This window comes from Streptomyces sp. NPDC096048, assembly GCF_044763415.1.
Classification (GTDB): Bacteria; Actinomycetota; Actinomycetes; order Streptomycetales; family Streptomycetaceae; genus Streptomyces.
The window spans coordinates 24,189-44,618 of sequence record NZ_JBIWGG010000006.1; the positions used below are offsets into that span (position 1 = coordinate 24,189).

Genomic DNA, 20,430 nt, shown 5'->3' on the forward strand with positions numbered 1-20,430 from the left:
CCCCACCGCCCACCCGTGCCGCCCCAGCGGCACGACTGCCCGCAGCTCGCTATGCGTCGGGTGAGAAGCGTAGGGCTGCCGGGGGGATGTGGGCGTCGCACCAGATTCGGGCGCCGGAGCGGAGTTCGTTGTCGGCACCGATGACGGCGCCGTCGCCGATGACCGTGTCGGTGAGGACCGAGCGGGTGCCGACGCGGGCGCGGGTGCCGATGAGGGAGTCGGTGATCACGGCGCCCGGTTCGATGACGGCGCCGGGCAGGATCGTGCTGCCGAAGACGCGCGCGCCCTCCGCCACGAAGGCGCCCTCGCCGACCACCGTGCCGCCGGCCAGTTTGGCGTCGGGCGCGACCCGCGCCGTGGGGAGGACGAGGCGGTCGCCGCAGCGGCCCGGTATCGCCGGGGACGGGGCGCGGCCCAGGACCAGGTCGGCAGAGCCGCGTACGAAGGCCGCCGGGGTGCCGAGGTCCAGCCAGTACGTGGAGTCGACCATGCCCTGGAGGTGGGCTCCGGTGGCGAGGAGTTCCGGGAAGGTCTCGCGTTCGACCGAGACCGGGCGGCCCGCCGGGATCGTGTCGATGACCGAGCGGCGGAAGACGTACGCCCCCGCGTTGATCTGGTCGGTGACGATCTCCTCCGGCGTCTGGGGCTTCTCCAGGAAGGCGAGCACCCTGCCCGTGTCGTCCGTGGGGACCAGGCCGTACGCCCTCGGGTCGGTCACCTTCGTCAGGTGCAGGGAGACGTCCGCGCCCGTCGTCCCGTGGGTGCGGACCAGCGCTCCGATGTCCAGGCCCGTCAGGATGTCCCCGTTGAAGATGAGGACCGGGTCGTCGGGGCCCGAGTGCAGCCGGGACGCCACGTTGCGGATCGCACCGCCGGTGCCGAGCGGCTCCTCCTCCGTGACGTACTCGAGGTGGAGACCGAGGGCCGAGCCGTCGCCGAAGTACGGTTCGAAGACCTCCGCCAGGTAGCTCGTCGCGAGCACGATGTGGTCGACGCCCGCCGCCTTCGCCCGCGCCAGCTGATGCGTGAGGAACGGCACCCCCGCCGCCCTGACCATGGGCTTGGGCGTGTTGACCGTGAGCGGCCGCAGCCGCGTGCCCTTGCCGCCGACCAGGAGGATCGCTTCTGTCACCGTCGTCTCTGCTTCCTGCCGGGACCGGCCGAACTGTCTTTCGGCCGGCCAGTGTATGCAGACCGTTCCATGGCGCCTTCGGTGGTCGTGCGAGGGGGCGTGCGGTGTCGCCCTCAGCGGCCCTGGTACTTGGCCGCCGTCGAGCGGGTCGAGCCGAGCTTGCCGTAGAGCTTGTTGCCGGGGCAGCTGGTGACGAAGCCGTCGCGGTGACCGGAGATGACGTTCAGTCGTACGTTCTTACCTTTTCGGTAGAGATTCCCACCACCGGACTTCAGGTATGTCTTCCCGCGCGGATTCATGCCGTGGAGACCTAGCTTCCACGCGGTGAGCCGGGCGATCGCCTTGACGGCGGCCGCCGACGGCTTCTTGGAGCTGTACGTGCCGATCACGGCGATGCCCATGCTGTTGGAGTTGAACCCCAGGGTGTGGGCACCCAGTACCGACTTCGCCACGCCCCCGGCACGTCCCTCGTAGATCTTTCCGCACTTGTCGACGAGGAAGTTGTAGCCGAGGTCACGCCAGCCCATGCTGTTGACGTGGTAGCGGTAGATACTGCGAATGACTGACGGCGCCTGCTTGCAGCTGTAGTTGTTGCCGGTGGCCGAGTGGTGCACGAAGGCCGCCTTGACCTTCTTCGTGTACACGAACTTCTTCTCGCGCAGCTTCTCGTTGGCGCCCCAGCCCCGGCGCGTGGTGATGCCCGGGCGGGGGCCGACGTAGGGCTTGGCCTGCTGCTGGGTGCCGAGTCCGGCTTGGGTCTGCGCCCGGCTCAGGGCCGGGATCTCGGTGGCGCCGAGCGGGGCGAGGTCGGCGTTCACGGCGGAGGCGGCGACGGACTCGGTGGTCATGCCGGTGGTGCGGGGGCCCTCCTCCGGCCCGGGGGCCGCCGCGGGCGGGACGCCCTCGCCGGGGTCGATGAGTTCGAGGCGCATGCCGGTGGGGAGGGGGGAGGCGGCGGCCGGGGCGGCTGTGGTGGCGCCGGTGGCTCTCGTGGCCGGGCTGGTGGCGTCCGGGACGCTCTCCGCTCGCACCCGGACCTCCACGCCGTCGGACTCGCCCACCCACAGCGGGGCGGTGGCGCCACGGACGCGGCCCGAGGTGCTCTCGGGGGTGCCGGGGTCGGCGGCGTGGTCGGCGTTGTGGGTCTCCAACTGCTGCCAGCCGGACCAGGCACCGGTGGCGGTGGCGCGGGTGCGGACCTGCACGTGGCCGTGCAGTTCGGTGGCCGGGTTGTCCCAGACGAGACCGACCATCGAGAAGTGCCGTACGTCCCGGCGGGGTACCCCCTGTTCGGCGGCGCCGGGGGCTCGGTCGCGGGTGAGGGGGGCGAGGGGCAGCGACTGGGTGCCGCCGGGGACGTACGCCTCGGACCGCGCCGTCCTTCCGCTCGTGGGCGGAGCCGCGGAGGGGTCTGCCGCCGCCGCGGGCGGGGCGAGCGGAAGGGCCAGGGCGGCCGCGCACGTGACACCGATCGAGGAAGCAAGGAATCCACGCATGCCCCTGATCGTGGACATCGTCGTACAAATCTGTCCATCCGTGATCTGACGGGGCGTAGGGCGTATTCGTCCGATCCGGTGGCGGTGCGGTACGCCGTACGCTCGGTGCGCGCCCGTGGGCCCGCGTACGCTTGCGCGGGTGAACGCGACCGACCGCACCCCTGCCGACCTGCTGAGTTCCGCGCTCGCCGCGGACCCGGGACGCCCCCTGGTGACCTTCTACGACGACGCCACCGGCGAACGCGTCGAACTCTCCGTGGCCACCTTCGCCAATTGGGTGGCCAAGACCGCGAATCTGCTCCAGGACGAACTGTCCGTCGAACCCGGCGACCGGGTCGCGCTGCTGCTGCCCGCGCACTGGCAGACGGCGGTGTGGCTGCTGGCGTGCGCGTCGGTGGGTGTCGTCGCCGACATGGCGGGTGATCCGGCTGCCGCCGACGTCGTCGTGAGCGGGCCGGAGCCTGAGTCGCTGGAGGCGGCACGGGCGTGCTCGGGCGCGCGGATCGCGCTGGCACTGCGGCCGCTCGGGGGGCGGTTCGTACCGGCGGCACCGGAGGGCTTCGCCGACTACGCGGTGGAGGTGCCGGGGCAGGGGGACCGGTTCGTGCCGTACGTGCCGGTGGACCCGGAGGAGCCCGCGCTGATCGTGGCCGGGCGGGAGTTCAGCGGGGCCGAGGTCGTGGAACGGGCCCGTGCGGAGGCGTCGGGGCTCGGGCTCACGGGGCCGGGGGCGCGGATTCTGTCGGGGTTGCCGTACGACACCTGGGCGGGGTTGAGCGCGGGGTTGTACGGGCCGTTGGCCAGTGGAGGCTCGGTGGTCTTGTGCCGGCATCTGGAGCGGGCGGCGGCGGGGGTCGTGGACCAGCGGATCGAGGCGGAGAAGGTCTCGGCGACGGCGCGGTGAGGTGCGCGCCGGGGGTGACTCGGCGTTGGGTGGGTGTCTGCCGGGGGTGGTGGCTCGGCGTCGAGTGGGTGTCTGCCGCGGGGCGCTGACTCGGCACCGGGTGAGGCGGCGGCGGATGTTCCCTCGGGTGACGATCGTCCGGCGTGAGTGTCGGCCGGGGTCGGGCCGGGGCCGGGGCCGGGGCTGCAACCGGCGTTGACACGACACGGCGCCGCCCCTCCTCGGCGTCGGTGTCCGGCGTGGGTGCGCGGACGGGCGATCGCACGGCGTGAGTGCGCACGGCCGCGCGGCCTGAGTGCGCACGGCCGCACGGCCTGAGTGCGCACGGCCGCACGGCCTGAGTGCGCACGGCCGCACGGCCGGGCGACGCCCCGCGCCACGGATCGGCGTGACCCGGCGCAGCGCGCCGCCGGAGTGCCCGTAGGCGTCAGGGCGGGCGCGCGCCCCGTCCGGCCCGGAAGCGCACCCGTGCCCCGTTCGGCTCAGCCCCGTTCCGTCTTCGGTGCTCGTGCGGGTCATGGTCGTAGGAGCGCACGTGTGCGGGACGGAGGGAGACGTGAGCCATGACGACGCAGGCGCGCCCCTCGACGGGGGCCGTGGCGAGGGGGACCCGGCGTCCGGGGCGGGGGCGTCCGCGATCGGGGACGGGCTGAGGCGGCGGCGTCGTAGGCGGCGGCTGGGGCGTGCCGGGATCGTGGTCGCCGTACTGGCCGTCGGCGCAGTGGGGGCCGGATGGGCGGTGTACGCCAAGCTCGACGGCAACATCACGTCGGACGAGGCGGCGGCGGCCGAACTGGCCCGGTACGAGAAGGAGCGGCCCACCTCGCTGGTCCGCGGCGCCCAGAACGTGCTGCTGATCGGGTCGGACTCGCGGTCCGGTGACGGCAACGCGCGCTACGGCCGGGACAGCGGTACCGAGCGGTCGGACACCACGATCCTGCTGCACCTGGCCGCGGGCCGGGACAGCGCCACCGCCGTCTCCCTCCCCCGCGACCTGATGGTGGACGTGCCCGACTGCCGCCGCCCCGACGGTTCCCGCACCCGGCCCGCCTTCGCACAGTTCAACCACGCCTACGAGGTGGGTGGTTCGGCGTGCTCGATCCGGACGGTCGAGAAGCTGACCGGCGTTCGGATCGACCACCACGTGGTCGTGGACTTCCAGGGCTTCAAGAAGCTGGTCGACGCGCTCGACGGCGTCGAGGTGTGCCTGCGGAAACCGGTCGACGACAAGGACGCCAAGCTGAAACTGCCCGCGGGCCGGGTCACGCTCGACGGGGAGCAGGCGCTCGGCTACGTCCGCGCCCGCAAGTCCCTCGGTGACGGCAGCGACACCGACCGGATGGACCGGCAGCAGCGCTTCCTGGGGGCGCTCGTCAGCAAGGTGCAGAGCAATGACGTACTGCTGAATCCGGTGAAGCTGTATCCCGTTCTGGACGCGGCCACGTCGTCCCTCACGACGGATCCGGACCTGGCGAGTCTGCGTGGTCTGTACGACCTCGTACGGGGGCTGCGCGGCATTCCCACCGAGCGCGTGCAATTCCTGACCGTTCCCCGGGAGTCGTATGCGGGGGACGCCAATCGCGACCAACTCGTGGAGCCCGACGCCGAGAAGCTGTTCACCCGCCTGCGGACGGACGAACCCGTGGCGATCGCGGCTACGGCCGAGCCGGACCCGCCGGCCGGTTCCGGGAACCCCCGCGAACCCGAGGACGGCGAGTCCCCGGCACCGACGTTCAGCGGGAACACCGCCGCAGAGGACGTCTGCGGGTAAAGCGCATTCCAAGGCGCCGCAAGATGGGCGCGAGGCGGGCACACAGCCGACACAAAAGGCGGACAATTGTCCAATAAATGCGCCGGATTGCCCAGTTGTAAGGTTCGTGGAATGTGTCACTGCCATCGCCCCGCACCGAACCGGGCGGTTAATGTGAGCGCTCCGGTGTGCCCGGCCACGAGGTTCTGCCCGGGGCCGGGCAACGAGTGAGCGAGACCTGGCGCCTGGAGGGGATGGCGCCGCGTGGCCCCGACGGAGGATTCGGACAACCGTGGACGCGCAAGGCCGTGGACGGGCGGAAGACATCGACCCCGCAGACCAGTGGGTACTCAATCCGGACACCGGCGAATACGAACTGCGACTGCCCGCTTCCGCACCGCAGTCGACGGTCCCGGGCCCCCGAACCGCCGTACCCGACGTAACCCGCGGTTCCCGCGGCCGCGGCGCACCCGGCGGGTCACGCGGCCGTGGCGCACAGACGTCGGCGTCGGCCCCCGCGACCGCCCCGGGCCGCGAGGTCCCTCCGCCCCGCAGGCGCCGTACGGCACCCGAGGAGCCGCCGCCCGGACGGCGCGGTCGTCGGCGGCCGGCGAAGACGAAGTCGAAGGGCAAGAAGGTCCTGCTGTGGACCGGCGGCACCATGGCGTTCGTCGTCCTCGCCGCCGGCACGGCCGGTTACCTCTATCTGGAGCACCTCAACGACAACATCAAGTCCGTCTCCGACGACGGCGCGAGCACCGGTGGGTTCCAGAAGGACAAGGCGATCAACATCCTGCTGATCGGCACCGACAAGCGCACCGGCGACGGCAACGAGGGCTACGGCGACACGGGCAGCGCGGGCCACGCCGACACCACGATCCTGCTGCACGTCGCCAAGGACCGCTCCAACGCGACCGCGCTCAGCATCCCCCGCGACCTGATCGTCGACATCCCCGACTGCCCGACCACGCAGGAGGACGGGACCAAGAAGGTCATCCCCGGCTCCACCGGCGTCCGTTTCAACACGAGCCTCGGCCAGAGCGGCCGTACACCCAGCTGCACCATGCGGACCGTCACCGAACTGACCGGGATCACACCCGACAACTTCATGGTGGCCGACTTCAACGCCGTCAAGACGCTCACCACCGCGGTCGACGGAGTCGAGGTGTGCCTGGCGAAGGACATCGACGACCCGGACTCGCACCTGGACCTGCCGGCGGGCGAGCACACGATCGAGGGCGAGGACGCCCTCGCCTTCGTGCGCACCCGGCACTCCGTGGGCTTCGGCGGTGACCTGAGCCGCATCGAGATCCAACAGCAGTTCCTCGGCGCGCTGATGCGCAAACTCAAGTCCAACGACACGCTCACCAGCCCGTCGAAGATGGTGAAACTCGCCGAGGCGGCGACCGAGGCGCTGACCGTCGACTCCAAGCTGGACAGCATCGGCAAACTGAAGGACCTCGGACTGGAGCTGGGCAAGCTCAACACCAAGAACCTGACCTTCGCCACGGTGCCGGTGCGCGACAACCCCGCCGAGAAGGTCAAGGCGACCGTCGTCCTCCAGGAGGAACCCGCCCAGCAGGTCTTCGACATGATCAGAAGCGACGTCTCCTTCACCGAGGTCAAGAAGAAGGAGAAGGAGGAGGACAAGAAGGAGGCCGCCGCCGTCGCCGCCCGGCTCGAGGGCGAGAAGTCCGAGCCCTCCGAGATCCGCGTCCGTGTCCTCAACGGCGGCGCACCCGACGGCAGCGCCCAGCGGGAGCTTCTGTACCTGCAGACCGAGGCCGGGGTCGACAAGTCCGAGAACGCGGGCGACGCCCCCGAGGACATCGCGAAGACCACCCTCGAATACGCCCCCGACCAGGCCGCCCAGGCCCGTGCCCTCGCCGAGATCCTCGGCCTGTCCGGCGCGGCCATGAAGCCGGGCGAGAGCGTCACCAACGCCCAGGGCCTGCCCACCATGACCCTCACCCTCGGCAAGGACTTCAAGGGCGCCGGAGTCAAGCTCGACGCCACCTCCGCGAAGACCCCCGAAGAGGCCCGGCAGAAGACGGCGGACAAGGTCGAGTGCGCGAAGTGACCTGACGGGCTGCACGTGCGTCTGACAGTACGACAGTCCATTGGTGCGCCCGGGAGACGGCTGGGACGGGAGTAGCCCTCCGGGACGCGAGCAATCCGTCGGGACCGCCGTACAGCCAACGAGGGAGCCCGTACGTCCAACTGTGCGAACAGGCGGCGCGCAGAGGGGCGTTCGCGGGTCCGGGGGTGGGAGAGGCATGACGCAGAGCAGTGTGCACGGGGAGGGGACGCGACCGGGCGCCGTCCGGCCCGACCGGGGCGGGGGCGGCGCGGGCACGGGCGGCCGGGGAGCCCCGGGGGACGGGAACGGCAGACGGCCCGGGCGGCGGCGGGCCGGACGCCGGCATCGCGCGCTCCGCTGGTCCGCGACGACCCTCGCGGTACTGATACTCGGGACTGCCGGCGCCGGATACCTCTATTACGAGCACCTGAACGGCAACATCGAGAAGGGCGAGCGCAGCAGCGGCGACTCCAAGGCGCACAAGGCCGAGCCGAACGCGGCCGGACAGACCCCGGTGAACATCCTGCTGGTCGGCTCCGACAGCCGCGCCTCCGACGCCAACGTGTCGCTGGGCGGCGGCCGGAACAACCGCGACAGCCCGCCGCTGGGCGACGTGCAGATGCTCATCCACCTGGCCGCGGACCGCAGGAGCGCCGCGGTCGTGAGCATCCCCCGCGACACCCGGGTCGACATCCCCGAGTGCACCGACCCGGACAGCGGCGAGAAGTACCCGGCGACCAACACGATCATCAACGAGTCGCTGGGCCGCGGCGGCGCCGGCTGCACCCTGGCCACCTGGGAGAACCTCACCGGCGTCTACATCGACCACTGGATGACGATCGACTTCGCGGGCGTGGTGTCGATGGCGGACGCCGTCGGCGGCGTCGAGGTCTGTGTGAACCAGAACGTGTGGGACCGCCCGCTGCCCGGCGTGCCCGGCGGCTCGGGACTGAAGCTGGAGGCCGGCCGGAAGAAGGTGCAGGGCGAACAGGCGCTGCAGTGGCTGCGCACCCGGCACGCCTGGGGCAGCGACCTGCTGCGGGCCCGGGCCCAGCACATGTACATGAACTCGATGATCCGCACCCTGAAGGGGCAGAACGTCTTCACCGACACGGGCAGGCTGATGAACCTGGCCGAGGCGGCCACGAAGTCGCTGACGGTGTCCGAGGAGATCGGCACGGTCAAGAAGCTCTACGACCTGGGCATGCAGCTCAAGACGGTGCCGACGGACCGCATCACCATGACGACGATGCCCACCGTCCAGGACTCGCAGAACGCGAACCACCTGCTCCCGGCCGGTGACGACGCGGAGCGGATGTGGGCGATGCTCCGCGACGACGTGTCCTTCGACGACAAAGGCGCCAAGGGCGACGGCACCACAGAGGAGGCGGGAAGGGACAGCGGGAAGGACAGCGGGAAGGACTCCGGCGAGAAGCCCTCCGGCGACACCACCGCCCCCGACTCCGAGATCGGCGTCGTCGTCCAGAACGCCACCCGCTCCGCCACCCTCGGTCCGGTCGGCGGCCGTGCGGGCGCGGTCGCCCAGGCCCTCGTACGGAAGGGCTTCGGCAAGGCGACCAAGGACACCTCGGCCGCGCTGTCCGAGGAAAGGACCGTGGTCCGTTACCCGAGCGCCGAGTTGGCGGGCGACGCCCGGCGCGTCGCCGAGGCACTGGGAATTCCGGCGAGCGCGGTGCGGAAGTCGGCCGACGTGTCCGGGATCACGCTCGTCGTGGGAGCGGACTGGCGCTCCGGCGCGTCATACCCGGAACAGAAGACGCCCGAGGCCGGAGACCTGCCGGACAACAGCGACGCCATCAACGGCTCGGACACCGGCAAGTGCATGGACGTGTACAAGCCGTACCGATGGTAGGTGTTCCGGAAAATAGGAGGGATTGCCCTGTTGTAGGGGTGTCGAATGTGGCACCGGTGTCGTTCGACGCTGAACTGGGCGGCTAGTGTGAGCGCTCCGGTGCCCCCGCCGCGAGGTCCGCCCTGGCGTCGTGCACATGTTGACCCTTTATCGTGCGCCTTCCGGCAGAAGGTGCCGCGTGGCCCCGACGGAGGATTGGGAGACCGTGGACGCGCAAGGACCTGGGCGGGCAGACGACGTCGATCCCGCAGATCAGTGGGTACTGAATCCGCGCACCGGTGAATACGAACTGCGACTGCCCCCTTCCGCACCGCAGTCGTCGGTGCCGGGCCCCCGCACACCCGCCCCCCGTGGCACCGGCGCCTCCTCCACCGCCGACGGCGGCACCGCCCGTTCGGCACGGCGTACGGCCGCGCCGGGCCGTGACGTCCCCTCCCAGCGGCGGCGCCGTCCGGCGCCCGAGGAGACGGCGCCGGGGCGGCGCGGACGCCGGCCGGCGAAGAAGTCGAAGGGCAAGAAGGCCCTGCTGTGGGTCGGTGGCTCCACCGCGTTCGTCGTCCTCGTGGCCGGCGTCGGCGGCTACGTCTACCTCAAGCACCTCGAGGGCAACGTCTCGACGACGGACGTCGGCAACGCCGGAAGCAGCAGTTTCAGCAAGGACGAGGCCTTCAACATCCTCATCATCGGCACCGACAAGCGCACCGGAGCCGGCAACGAGGGCTACGGCGACGCCGGCAGCGTCGGCCACGCGGACACCACGATCCTGCTGCACGTCGCCGAGGACCGCTCCAACGCGACCGCGCTCAGCATCCCCCGCGACCTGATCGTCGACATCCCCGACTGCGAGACCACGCAGGAGGACGGAACGGAGACGATCGTTCCCGGGGAGCAGGGCGTCCGCTTCAACCGGAGCCTCGGCGAGGGCGGCCGGAACGCGGGCTGCACCATGCGCACGGTCACGGAGGCGACCGGCATCAAGCCGGACCACTTCATGATGGCCGACTTCAACGCGGTCAAGACATTGACCACCGCCGTCGACGGCGTCGACGTCTGCGTGGAGAAGGCCGTCGACGACCCGAAGTCCCACCTCAAGCTGCCCGCGGGCGAGTCCAAGGTCGAGGGCGAGCAGGCCCTCGCCTTCGTCCGCACCCGGCACGCCTTCGGCAACGAGGGCGACCTGGACCGCATCAAGGTGCAGCAGCAGTTCCTGGGCTCGCTCATGCGGAAGATGTCCTCCAGCGACACCCTCACCAGCCCCACCAAGCTGGTGAAGCTGGCCGAGGCCGCCACCAAGGCGCTGACCGTGGACGAGCCCATCGGCAACGTCGGCACCCTCAAGGACATCGCCCTGGAGCTGAAGAAGGTGCCGACGAAGAACATCACGTTCCTGACGGTGCCGGTGATCGACAACCCCGCCGAGAAGGTCAAGGCGACGGTCGTTCCCAGTCCGTCCGAGGCGCCCCAGATCTTCGACATGATCAAGAACGACATCTCCTTCACCGAGGTCAAGAAGAAGGAGAAGAAGGAGGCGGCCGCCGTCGCCGCCCGGCTCGAGGGCGAGCAGTCCGACCCGTCCGAGGTGCGCGTCCGCGTCATGAACGGCGGCGCCCCGGCCGGCAGCGCCCAGCAGGAGCTTCTGTACCTCCAGACCGACGCCGGCGTCACCAAGTCCGAGAACGCGGGCAACGCCGACGCGGAGGTCGCGAGGACCACCCTCGAATACGCCCCCGACCAGGCCGCCCAGGCCCGCGCCCTCGCCGAGATCCTCGGTCTGTCCGGCGCGGCCATGAAGCCCGGCGAGAGCGTCACCAACGCCCAGGGCCTGCCCACCATGACCCTCACCCTCGGCAAGGACTTCAAGGGCGCCGGAGTCAAGCTCGACGCCGCCTCCATCAAGACGCCGGACGTGGAGAAGTCCACGGCCGACCAGAAGCAGTGCGCCAGTTGACCTGACGGGCCTGCCGTACGTCTCACAGGGCGGCGACGGGCCCGCGCGGTGGCGCGGAGGCGGGGAGGGACGCGGAGATGACGCGGAGCAGTGTGCAGGGGGAGGACACGCGGCGGGGCGCGGCGGACGCCCCCGAGCGTGCGGAGGCGGCCGGGCCTGCGGAGAGCGGCGACGGCGACAGCGGTTCGGAGGCCGGCAGACGCCGGGACCGTCCGCGCGGGGGCCGCCGTGCGCTCCGCTGGACCGCGGTGGTGCTCGCCGCGCTCGTGGCCGGCACGGCGGGCGCCGGCTACCTCTACTACGAGCACCTCAACGACAACATCAGGAAGGACGCCCTGAACCTGGGCGACAACAAGGTCGCGGCGCCGACACCGAACGCGGCCGGTCAGACCCCGCTGAACATCCTCGTCATCGGCTCGGACGCGCGGGACAGCGAGGCGAACCAGCAACTCGGCGGCGCCCGCGAGACGTTCGGCTCCACGCCGCTGGCGGACGTGCAGATGCTGGTGCACCTGTCCGCCGACCGCAGCAACATGTCGGTCGTCAGCATGCCGCGCGACACCCTCGTGAAGATCCCCAAGTGCACCGACCCGGACGACGGGAAGGTCTACCCGGCGAGCGAGGGCCGGGTGATGACCAACCAGAGCCTCGGCCACGGCGGCCCCGGCTGCGCGGTGGCCACCTGGCAGGAGCTGACCGGCATCCACATCGACCACTTCGTGATGGTCGACTTCGCGGGCGTGGTGTCGATGGCGGACGCAGTCGGCGGCGTCCCGGTCTGCGTGGACGCCAACATCCACTCGCGCGACGGTCAGGGCCACGGCTCCGGCCTGAAGCTGGAGAAGGGCACGCACCCGGTCAAGGGCGAGCAGGCCCTGCAGTGGCTGCGCACCCGCTACGGCTTCGAGGACGGCAGCGACCTCGCGCGGGCCAAGGCCCAGCACATGTACCTGAACTCGATGGTCCGGACGCTGCGCGAGAACGCGACCCTGAGCAGCCCGAACAGACTGCGCAGGCTGGCCGAGGAGGCCACCCGGGCGCTCACGGTCGACCCGGGCCTCGACACCGTCAAGAAGCTGTACGACCTCAGCGACGAGCTGCGCAGGGTGAAGCCGGAGCGCATCACCATGACCACGATGCCCAACCGGTACGTGGGCGCCCGCGTGGAGCCGACCGAGGACGCGGAGCAGCTGTTCCGGCTGGTGCGGGAGGACATAGCGCTGGACGGCGAGGACGCCGGGAAGAAGCCGGCCGCCGAGGAGACGAAGGTCTCGGACGACCCGGCCGCCGCCGACGACGAGATCGCGGTCCAGATACGCAACGGCACCCGCACGGACAGCCTCGGCGCGGCCCGCGGACGCGCGAACACGGTCACCGGGCTACTGGTGGAGCAGGGCTTCGCCAAGGCCGTGGCGGACCCCTCGGTGCTGCCGAGCGAGGACCGTACGGTCGTCCGCTACCCGAGCGCCGACCTGGAGGGCGACGCCCAGCGGGTCGCCGAGTCCCTGGGGATTCCGTTGAGTTCGGTGCAGCGGTCGACCGACGTCTCGGGTGTCACGCTCGTCGTGGGCGCCGACTGGCGCGAGGGGACGACGTACGAGGCGCCCGTGTCCGACGACCGGACCCCGGAGTCGGCCGAGGCCCTCAACGGCGCGGACGAGAGCGCCTGCATGCACGTGAACCCGGCGTTCACCTGGTCCTGAGGGAGCCGTCGGTGCTGACGGACGTCACCGCGTCCCGGCGGCGTCGGCCTCGGCGTCCGGCTGGACCGCCGGGCGCCGCGACGCGATGACCCGCTTGGCCAGCGACCGCGGGCTGGTCAGAAAGCCCCAGCCCCAGGACATGTGCATGGTCGCCAGCGCCACCGGGATCCGCGCCCGCGCCTTCGGCCCCAGCCCCTTGCCCGCCGGGAGCGAGCCGGCGACGATCGCGGCCAGGTAGCCGCCGGGCACCACGAAGCCCCACGGGGTCAGCGCCGCGCCCACCACGACGCCGGCCGCGATGGCGCACACGGCCGTCGGTGGGGCGAGGTAGCGCAGGTTGATGGAGCCGGAGTGGTAGCGGGCGACGACGTGCCGCCAGCGGCCGTAGTCCTTGTACTGCTTGGCCAGCGCCCGCACGCTCGGACGCGGGCGGTAGGAGACCCGCAGCTCGGGCGAGAACCAGATCAGGCCGCCGGCCTCGCGGATGCGGAAGTTCAGCTCCCAGTCCTGGGCGCGGATGAACTCCTCGTTGTAGCCGCCCTGCCGCTCCAGCGCCTCGCGGCGGAACACCCCGAGGAACACCGTCTCGGCCGGACCCGCCTCGCCGCCCGTGTGGAAGGCGGCGTTGCCGACGCCGATCCTCGACGTCATCGCGGCGGCGACGGCGTCCTCCCAGGCGTTCTCGCCCTCGGCGTGCATGATGCCGCCGACGTTCTGCGCGCCGGTCTCCTCCAGCAGCCGTACGGCCGTGGCGATGTAGTTCGGCGAGAGCATGCCGTGGCCGTCGACGCGGACGACGACCGGATGGCGGGAGGCCTTGATCGCGGCGTTCAGCGCGGCGGGCGTACGGCCGGTGGGATTCGGCACGGTGTGCACGCGCGGATCCTCGGCCACGAGCTCGGCGGCGATCTCGTCCGTACGGTCCGCGGAGGGACCGAGGGCGATCACGACCTCCATCTCGCCGGCGTACTCCTGGGCCAGGATGGCGCGGACGGAACCGCGCAGATGCCGTTCCTCGTTGAGGACGGGCATGATCACGGAAACGGCGGGCAGCCGCACGTCGGACTTGGCGTTCATCGGTGCTCACGTTACCGCGAACGGGGGACACGGGTGCGCGCCGCGGGGGTCACAGCCCCGGGCAGCAGATCGTATGGGCCTACGGTGCTCACGGATCCCACGTCCGGCCGCTCGGCCCGTCCCCGCGGAGGTGTCACCTTGCCCACGCCGCCCCGCTCCCCCCGGGTCCCGGCCTCGTCCCCCCGTGGCGGCCCTCCACCGCAGCGCGGCGGCCCGCGGCCGTCCCGCCGGCCGCCGAGGCCCCCCGTACGACGGAAGAGACCGCGCTGGGCCATGCGGGCGGTGACCGCTCTGTCCGTGGTGGTGCTCGCCTCCGCCGGGATCGGGCACGCGGTGCTCTCCGGTCTGGACTCGGACATCTCGCGGGTCGACGCCTTCAAGGACATGAAGAACCGGCCGCGGGCGGGCGACGGCATGAACGTGCTGCTGGTCGGCACCGACGGCCGCGACCGGATCAGCGAGGAGGAACGGCAGAAGTACCGGCTCGGCGGCGCGCCCTGCCACTGCACCGACACGATCATGATCGTGCACATCTCGGAGGACCGGGAGCGCGCGAGCGTGGTCAGCCTCCCGCGCGACTCCTACGCCGAGACGCCCGACCACACCGACCGCACCACCGGCGAGCAGCACAAGGGGCACCCCCTCAAGCTGAACGCGGCCTACGCGGAGGGCGGCCCGCAGCTGACCATCCGCACCGTCGAGAACATGACCCGCGTGAAGATCGACCACTACCTGGAGGTCGACTTCACCAGCTTCATGAAGACGGTCGACGTCCTCGGCGGTGTGCGGATCTGCACCGTCCAGCCGCTCAAGGACAGCTACACCGGGCTCGACCTGCCGGCCGGCACCCACGAGCTGACGGGCGGACAGGCGCTGCAGTACGTCCGCGCCCGCCATCTCGACGGGGCCTCGGACCTGAGCCGGATGAAGCGTCAGCAACGCTTCCTGGCCGCCCTGATCGACCGGGCGACCTCCTCGGGGCTCCTGCTGAACCCGCTGAAGTTCCGCGACGTCACCCAGGCGGTGCTGGGCTCGGTGAGGGCCGACGAGGGCTTCGGCACCGACGAACTGCTGGCGCTCGGGCGGGCGATGCGGAACTTCTCGCCGTCGTCGTCCGAGTTCACCACCGTGCCGATCGGGCAGATGGGCTACGCCGTCAAGGGCGTCGGATCGACCCTGAAGTGGGACCCGGTCAAGTCCGAGCGGATCTTCGACGCCCTGCGCGAGGACGAGCCGCTGGCCGCACCCGAGCCGAAGCCGAAGGGTCCGGCACCGGTCCGGGTCCCGGTGGACCCGAAGCAGATCCGGGTCCAGGTGGAGAACGGCACGCACACGCGGGGGCTCGGCAAGCGGGTGGACGACGCTCTGGCCGCGACCGGGTTCCGCACCACCCGGGCGCCCAGGAACGCCACCGACCGCGCGGTCGAACGGACGGTCGTCGCCTTCGACCCCCGCTGGGACCGCTCGGCGAAGTCGCTGGCCGCCGCCCTGCCCGGCAGCGAGCTGCGGCCGGTCAAGGGCCAGGGCCCGACGCTGAAGGTGGTGGCGGGCGCCGACTTCAAGGAGGTCGTGAAGGTGAAGCCGGCGGACCCGCCGCAGGAGTCGGGCACGGTGGTGCGGGGCGACGAGGTGGTGTGCGGGGAGAAGTGACCCGCCCCGGGGCCCTGCCGGGGCCCAGGCGGGGCCCAAGCGGGGCTCTTCGGCCTCAGTTGCCGGAGACGGTGACCTTCTCGTCGTTCTTCAGCTGCTCGACGAGCTGCTTCACCTTGGCGTCGTCCCACTTGAGGTTCCCGCCGACGCTGCCCGAGACCGGCATGTTCATCGAGGTGCCGTCGCCGCCGCTGACGCTCTTCATCGCCCAGAACATGCTGGCCAGGTCGAACAGGCCCATGTCCTTGTCGACGATGAGGGAGTCCAGGCCGGCGCCCATGGTCGGGTACAGCTTGAACGGGTTGAGGACGGTCGACGGGGTGGCCACCTGGCTCGCCAGCGCCGACAGGAACTTCTGCTGGTTCTTGGTGCGGTCCAGGTCGGAGCCGGCCAGCGCGTAGCGGGTGCGGACGAAGGCGAGGGCCTCCTCGCCGTTCAGGGTCTGCTTGCCCTTCTTCAGGTCGGCGCCGGACTTCGAGTCCTTGATGTCCTGCGGGATGTCCATCTCGACGCCGCCGACCGCGTCCACGATGTTCGCGAAGCCGGCGAAGCCGATCTCCACGTAGTGGTCCAGGCGCAGCCCGGTGTTGTGCTCGATGGTGCGCACCAGCAGCTCGGGGCCGTCCTCCGCGTACGCGGCGTTCAGCTTCACGTGCCGCCCCGTGCCCTTGTACGTCTTGCCGGACTCGGAGCCGACGAAGCTCGGGATCTCCACGTCCGAGTCACGGGGCAGCGAGATCAGCGTCGAGCCGTTGTCCCCGGTGTGCAGGATCATCATCGAGTCGGTGCGCTTGCCCTCGGCGGAGCCGGTGTGCAGGTCCTTCTTCTGCTCGTCGGTCATGCCCTCGCGGCTGTCGGAGCCGACGATCAGGTAGTTCGTGCCCTCGCCCGCCCCGGGCCGCTCGATGACCTTGGACAGGTCGACCTCGCGGTTGAGCTTGGAGTCGGCCCAGAAGTACGTGCCGACGGTGGTGACGACCAGCGCGGTCACCACGGTGATCGCGGTCCACTTGATCCGGCGGCGCCAGTCGGGCGCGGGCCGGCCCGGGCCGGGACCGCCGGGGCCTGGGCCCCGGCCGCCGGGGCCGCCGTAGACCTGGCCGGTGTTGTAGCCGCTGTCGTAGCCGTCGCCGCCGTGGCCCCGGCCGTCGACGTACGACGGCTGCTGCGGCACCCCGGCGCCGTACGGCGGGGCCGACGGGCCCGGGCCGGGCGGCGGCGCCTGGCCGCGGCGGACCTGCCGCATCACGCGCGCGCTCTCGGGCCGTGCGCTCGCGCTGCCGCGTCCGTACCGGTCGGCGCGGTTGTCACCGGACCATCCCTCGGGCCAATCATTCATGCGCACCAGTGTGCAGGTCCGCGCCGTGGGCCATACAAGGGTCGTCGGAAAATCAGGTCAGTGCTGTTGCGAAGCTGACACAAATTACCCGGATGTCGTCCCGGCATAAGGTGGAGGCCATGACAGACCAGGCAGAACAGGCCTCGGCCGCGCAGTCGGCGGCTCCGGAGATCCCGGGCAAGCCGACCTCGGCGTCCCGTACCACCCTCAGCCACATCATGACCCACAGCGACACCAACCTCCTGGGCACGGTGCACGGCGGAGTGATCATGAAGCTCGTCGACGACGCCGCGGGAGCCGTGGCCGGACGGCACTCCGGCGGCCCCGCCGTCACCGCGTCGATGGACGAGATGGCGTTCCTCGAACCGGTCCGCGTCGGCGACCTCGTCCATGTGAAGGCCCAGGTCAACTGGACCGGCCGCAGTTCCATGGAGGTCGGCGTCCGGGTCCTGGCCGAACGCTGGAACGAGTCCACCCCGGCCACCCAGGTCGGCTCGGCGTACCTGGTCTTCGCCGCGGTCGACGCGGACGGCAAGCCGCGCACGGTCCCGCCGGTCCTCCCCGAGACCGAGAAGGACAAGCGCCGCTACCAGGAGGCCCAGATCCGCCGCACCCACCGCCTGGCCCGCCGCCGCGCGATCATGGAGCTGCGGGAGCGGCGGGTGGCGGAGGGGTTCGACGACTGAGCCGGTTACGGCAGGTTGCGGGCCATGACGATGCGCTGGACCTGGTTGGTGCCCTCGTAGATCTGCGTGATCTTCGCGTCGCGCATCATGCGCTCCACCGGGTAGTCACGGGTGTAGCCGTAGCCGCCGAGGAGCTGGACCGCGTCGGTGGTGACCTCCATCGCCACGTCGGAGGCGAAGCACTTGGCGGCGGCGCCCTGGAAGGTGAGGTCGCCGTCGCCGCGCTGGGACTTGGCCGCGGCGGCGTACGTCAGCTGGCGGGCGGCCTCGATCTTCATGGCCATGTCGGCGAGCATGAACTGGATGCCCTGGAAGTCGGCGATCGGCTTGCCGAACTGCTTGCGCTCCTTGACGTAGCCCTTGGCGTAGTCGAGGGCGCCCTGGGCGATGCCGAGGGCCTGGGCGGCGATGGTGATGCGGGTGTGGTCCAGCGTCTTCATCGCGGTGGCGAAGCCGGTGCCCTCCGCGCCGATCATGCGGTCGGCGGGGATGCGGACGTTGTCGAGGTAGACCTCGCGGGTCGGGGAGCCCTTGATGCCGAGCTTCTTCTCCGGGGCGCCGAAGGAGACGCCCTCGTCGGACTTCTCGACGACGAAGGCGGAGATGCCCTTGGAGCGCTTGGTGGGGTCGGTGACGGCCATCACCGTGTAGTACTCCGACTCGCCCGCGTTGGTGATCCAGCGCTTGACGCCGTTGAGGACCCAGAAGTCGCCGTCGCGGACGGCCTTGGTCTTCATGCCGGCCGCGTCGGAGCCCGCGTCCGGCTCGGAGAGGCAGTAGGAGAACATGCCGTCGCCCTTGGCGAGCGGGGTCATGTAGCGCTTCTTCAGCTCCTCGGAGCCGGAGAGGATCACCGGCAGGGAACCGAGCTTGTTGACCGCCGGGATGAGGGACGAGGACGCGCAGACGCGCGCGACCTCCTCGATGACGATCACCGTGGCGAGGGCGTCGGCGCCCGCGCCGCCGTACTCCTCGGGGACGTGCACCGCGTGCAGGTCGTTCGCGGTCAGGGCGTCGAGGGCCTCGCGCGGGAAGCGGGCCTCCTCGTCCACCGCCGCGGCGTGCGGCGCGATCTTCGCCTCGGCCAGGGAGCGGACGGCGTCCCGGAGCATGTCGTGCTCCTCGGACGGGCGGTACAGGTCGAAGTCAGCCGATCCGGCCAAGGTCTCTCACGCTCCAAAACGCTGTGATGCTGGGCACGCTAACTACCGTTAAGTAACCCAAATTTTAGAGCCCCCTCCGCGCCCTGGATAGGTGAGCTTGACGACAGCCGCCCGAAGGGCTTTCGCCGCGTCCCGGATATGCTCGGGCGCGCACCTCAGCCGTACACCCCTGGAGCACCCATGGCCCTCAAGATCACCGTGATCGGCACCGGCTATCTCGGCGCGACCCATGCGGCGGCGATGGCCGAGCTGGGGTTCGAGGTGCTGGGCCTGGACGTGGTGCCCGAGAAGATCGAGATGCTCCAGCGGGGCCAGGTCCCGATGTACGAGCCGGGGCTGGAGGAGCTGCTGGGCCAGCACGTCGCCGGGATCGAGGGGTCCAGCGGGCGGCTGCGCTTCACCACCGACTTCGCCGAGGCCGCCGCCTTCGGCGACGTGCACTTCCTGTGCGTGAACACGCCGCAGAAGCACGGTGAGTACGCCTGTGACATGTCGTACGTCGAGTCGGCGCTGGCCTCGCTCGCGCCGCATCTGACCGGCCCCGCGCTCGTCGTCGGCAAGTCGACCGTGCCCGTGGGCTCCGCCGACCGGCTGGCCCGCTACCTCGCCGAGCACGCGCCGGCCGGTGACGACGCCGAGCTGGCCTGGAACCCGGAGTTCCTGCGCGAGGGCTTCGCCGTGAAGGACACGCTGCACCCCGACCGGATCGTGGTCGGCGTGCGCAGCGAGCGGGCCGCGAAGCTGCTGCGCGAGGTGTACGCGACGCCGGTGTCGGAGGGCTCGCCCTTCGTCGTCACCGACTTCCCGACGGCCGAACTGGTGAAGACCTCCGCGAACTCCTTCCTCGCCACCAAGATCTCCTTCATCAACGCGATGGCGGAGGTGTGCGAGGCGGCCGACGGCGACGTCGCCAAGCTGGCCGAGGCGATCGGGTACGACGACCGGATCGGGAAGAAGTTCCTGCGGGCCGGGATCGGGTTCGGCGGCGGCTGTCTGCCGAAGGACATCCGGGCGTTCATGGCGCGCGCCGGTGAGCTGGGCGCCGACCAGGCGCTCACCTTCCTGCGCGAGATCGACTCGATCAACATGCGCCAGCGCGGCCAGATGGTGGAGCTGACCCGGCAGGCGCTGGGCGGCGGCCCCTTCCTCGGCAAGCGGGTCGCGGTGCTCGGCGCCACCTTCAAGCCCGATTCGGACGACGTACGGGACTCCCCCGCGCTGAACGTCGCCGGGCAGGTCCACCTCCAGGGCGCCCAGGTGACGGTGTACGACCCCAAGGGCATGGAGAACGCCCGGCGGCTGTTCCCGACGCTCGGTTACGCCGACTCCGCGCTGGAGGCGGTGCGGGGCGCCGACGTCGTCCTGCACCTGACGGAGTGGCGGGAGTTCCGCGAGCTGGACCCGGAGGCGCTGGGCGAGGCCGTGACCGCCCGGGTGATCCTCGACGGACGCAACGCCCTGGACCCGCAGGCCTGGCGGAAGGCCGGCTGGACGTACCGGGCGATGGGCCGTCCGACGGCGTGACACCGGCCGACCGACGGGTGACGCCGGTTCGGCCGAGGCTCAGTCGGCCGAACCGGCGTCACCCGCATTCTGCCCCACGGGGCGGCCCGGCGGCCGGTGAAGTCC

General features: G+C 71.2%; 14 protein-coding genes. 9 read left to right on the plus strand and 5 right to left on the minus strand.

Features of this window, described 5'->3' with window-relative positions:
• Window positions 1–49: 49 nt before the first annotated feature.
• Together ACIQ6R_RS17280 and ACIQ6R_RS17285 are read right to left on the minus strand one after the other, a co-directional pair.
• On the minus strand, window positions 50–1,132 hold the full coding sequence (locus ACIQ6R_RS17280) for a sugar phosphate nucleotidyltransferase (RefSeq protein WP_404175289.1): 1,083 nt from the start codon (window positions 1,130–1,132) through the stop codon (window positions 50–52).
• A 113-nt stretch (window positions 1,133–1,245) separates the two neighbouring features.
• Complete coding sequence (locus ACIQ6R_RS17285) at window positions 1,246–2,628, minus strand: peptidoglycan recognition protein (protein WP_404222225.1); 1,383 nt, start codon at window positions 2,626–2,628, stop codon at window positions 1,246–1,248.
• Window positions 2,629–2,767: 139 nt separating this feature from the next.
• Between ACIQ6R_RS17285 and ACIQ6R_RS17290 the strand changes: the two genes are divergently transcribed.
• The 6 genes from ACIQ6R_RS17290 to ACIQ6R_RS17315 all read left to right on the plus strand — a co-directional run bounded on the left by ACIQ6R_RS17290 (window position 2,768) and on the right by ACIQ6R_RS17315 (window position 12,886).
• On the plus strand, window positions 2,768–3,532 hold the full coding sequence (locus ACIQ6R_RS17290) for a TIGR03089 family protein (protein WP_404175295.1): 765 nt from the start codon (window positions 2,768–2,770) through the stop codon (window positions 3,530–3,532).
• Between the two features lie 517 nt (window positions 3,533–4,049).
• A complete protein-coding gene (locus tag ACIQ6R_RS17295; RefSeq protein ID WP_404222227.1) occupies window positions 4,050–5,303 on the plus strand; it encodes an LCP family protein in 1,254 nt (417 codons plus the stop codon).
• Between the two features lie 271 nt (window positions 5,304–5,574).
• Entirely contained in the window at window positions 5,575–7,362 is a 1,788-nt protein-coding gene (locus tag ACIQ6R_RS17300) for an LCP family protein (protein ID WP_404222229.1), read from the plus strand.
• Between the two features lie 196 nt (window positions 7,363–7,558).
• Window positions 7,559–9,235: an LCP family protein gene (locus ACIQ6R_RS17305; protein ID WP_404222231.1), complete on the plus strand. Its 1,677-nt coding sequence runs from the start codon at window positions 7,559–7,561 to the stop codon at window positions 9,233–9,235.
• 205 nt (window positions 9,236–9,440) lie between these two features.
• Window positions 9,441–11,183 carry an LCP family protein gene (locus ACIQ6R_RS17310; RefSeq protein WP_404222670.1) on the plus strand — a complete coding sequence of 581 codons (1,743 nt, stop codon included), beginning with the start codon at window positions 9,441–9,443 and terminating at the stop codon, window positions 11,181–11,183.
• A gap of 77 nt (window positions 11,184–11,260) precedes the next feature.
• Window positions 11,261–12,886, plus strand: coding sequence for an LCP family protein (locus tag ACIQ6R_RS17315; protein ID WP_404175310.1), 1,626 nt, complete (start codon window positions 11,261–11,263; stop codon window positions 12,884–12,886).
• 24 nt (window positions 12,887–12,910) lie between these two features.
• Here the strand turns inward: ACIQ6R_RS17315 and ACIQ6R_RS17320 are convergent, their stop codons facing one another.
• Entirely contained in the window at window positions 12,911–13,963 is a 1,053-nt protein-coding gene (locus tag ACIQ6R_RS17320) for a glycosyltransferase family 2 protein (RefSeq protein ID WP_404175314.1), read from the minus strand.
• A 273-nt stretch (window positions 13,964–14,236) separates the two neighbouring features.
• On the opposite strand from ACIQ6R_RS17320, the gene ACIQ6R_RS17325 reads away from it, so the two are divergent.
• Window positions 14,237–15,613: an LCP family protein gene (locus tag ACIQ6R_RS17325; protein ID WP_404222233.1), complete on the plus strand. Its 1,377-nt coding sequence runs from the start codon at window positions 14,237–14,239 to the stop codon at window positions 15,611–15,613.
• Window positions 15,614–15,668: 55 nt separating this feature from the next.
• Here ACIQ6R_RS17325 and ACIQ6R_RS17330 read toward each other — a convergent pair whose 3' ends face one another.
• A complete protein-coding gene (locus ACIQ6R_RS17330; RefSeq protein ID WP_404175320.1) occupies window positions 15,669–16,952 on the minus strand; it encodes an LCP family protein in 1,284 nt (427 codons plus the stop codon).
• Window positions 16,953–17,071: 119 nt separating this feature from the next.
• Between ACIQ6R_RS17330 and ACIQ6R_RS17335 the strand changes: the two genes are divergently transcribed.
• Window positions 17,072–17,638: an acyl-CoA thioesterase gene (locus ACIQ6R_RS17335; RefSeq protein WP_404175323.1), complete on the plus strand. Its 567-nt coding sequence runs from the start codon at window positions 17,072–17,074 to the stop codon at window positions 17,636–17,638.
• Window positions 17,639–17,643: 5 nt separating this feature from the next.
• Here ACIQ6R_RS17335 and ACIQ6R_RS17340 read toward each other — a convergent pair whose 3' ends face one another.
• Window positions 17,644–18,801: an acyl-CoA dehydrogenase gene (locus ACIQ6R_RS17340; RefSeq protein ID WP_404222235.1), complete on the minus strand. Its 1,158-nt coding sequence runs from the start codon at window positions 18,799–18,801 to the stop codon at window positions 17,644–17,646.
• A 180-nt stretch (window positions 18,802–18,981) separates the two neighbouring features.
• Here ACIQ6R_RS17340 and ACIQ6R_RS17345 point away from each other — a divergent pair, with 180 nt between their 5' ends.
• Window positions 18,982–20,325: a UDP-glucose dehydrogenase family protein gene (locus ACIQ6R_RS17345; RefSeq protein WP_404222237.1), complete on the plus strand. Its 1,344-nt coding sequence runs from the start codon at window positions 18,982–18,984 to the stop codon at window positions 20,323–20,325.
• Window positions 20,326–20,430: the final 105 nt, after the last annotated feature.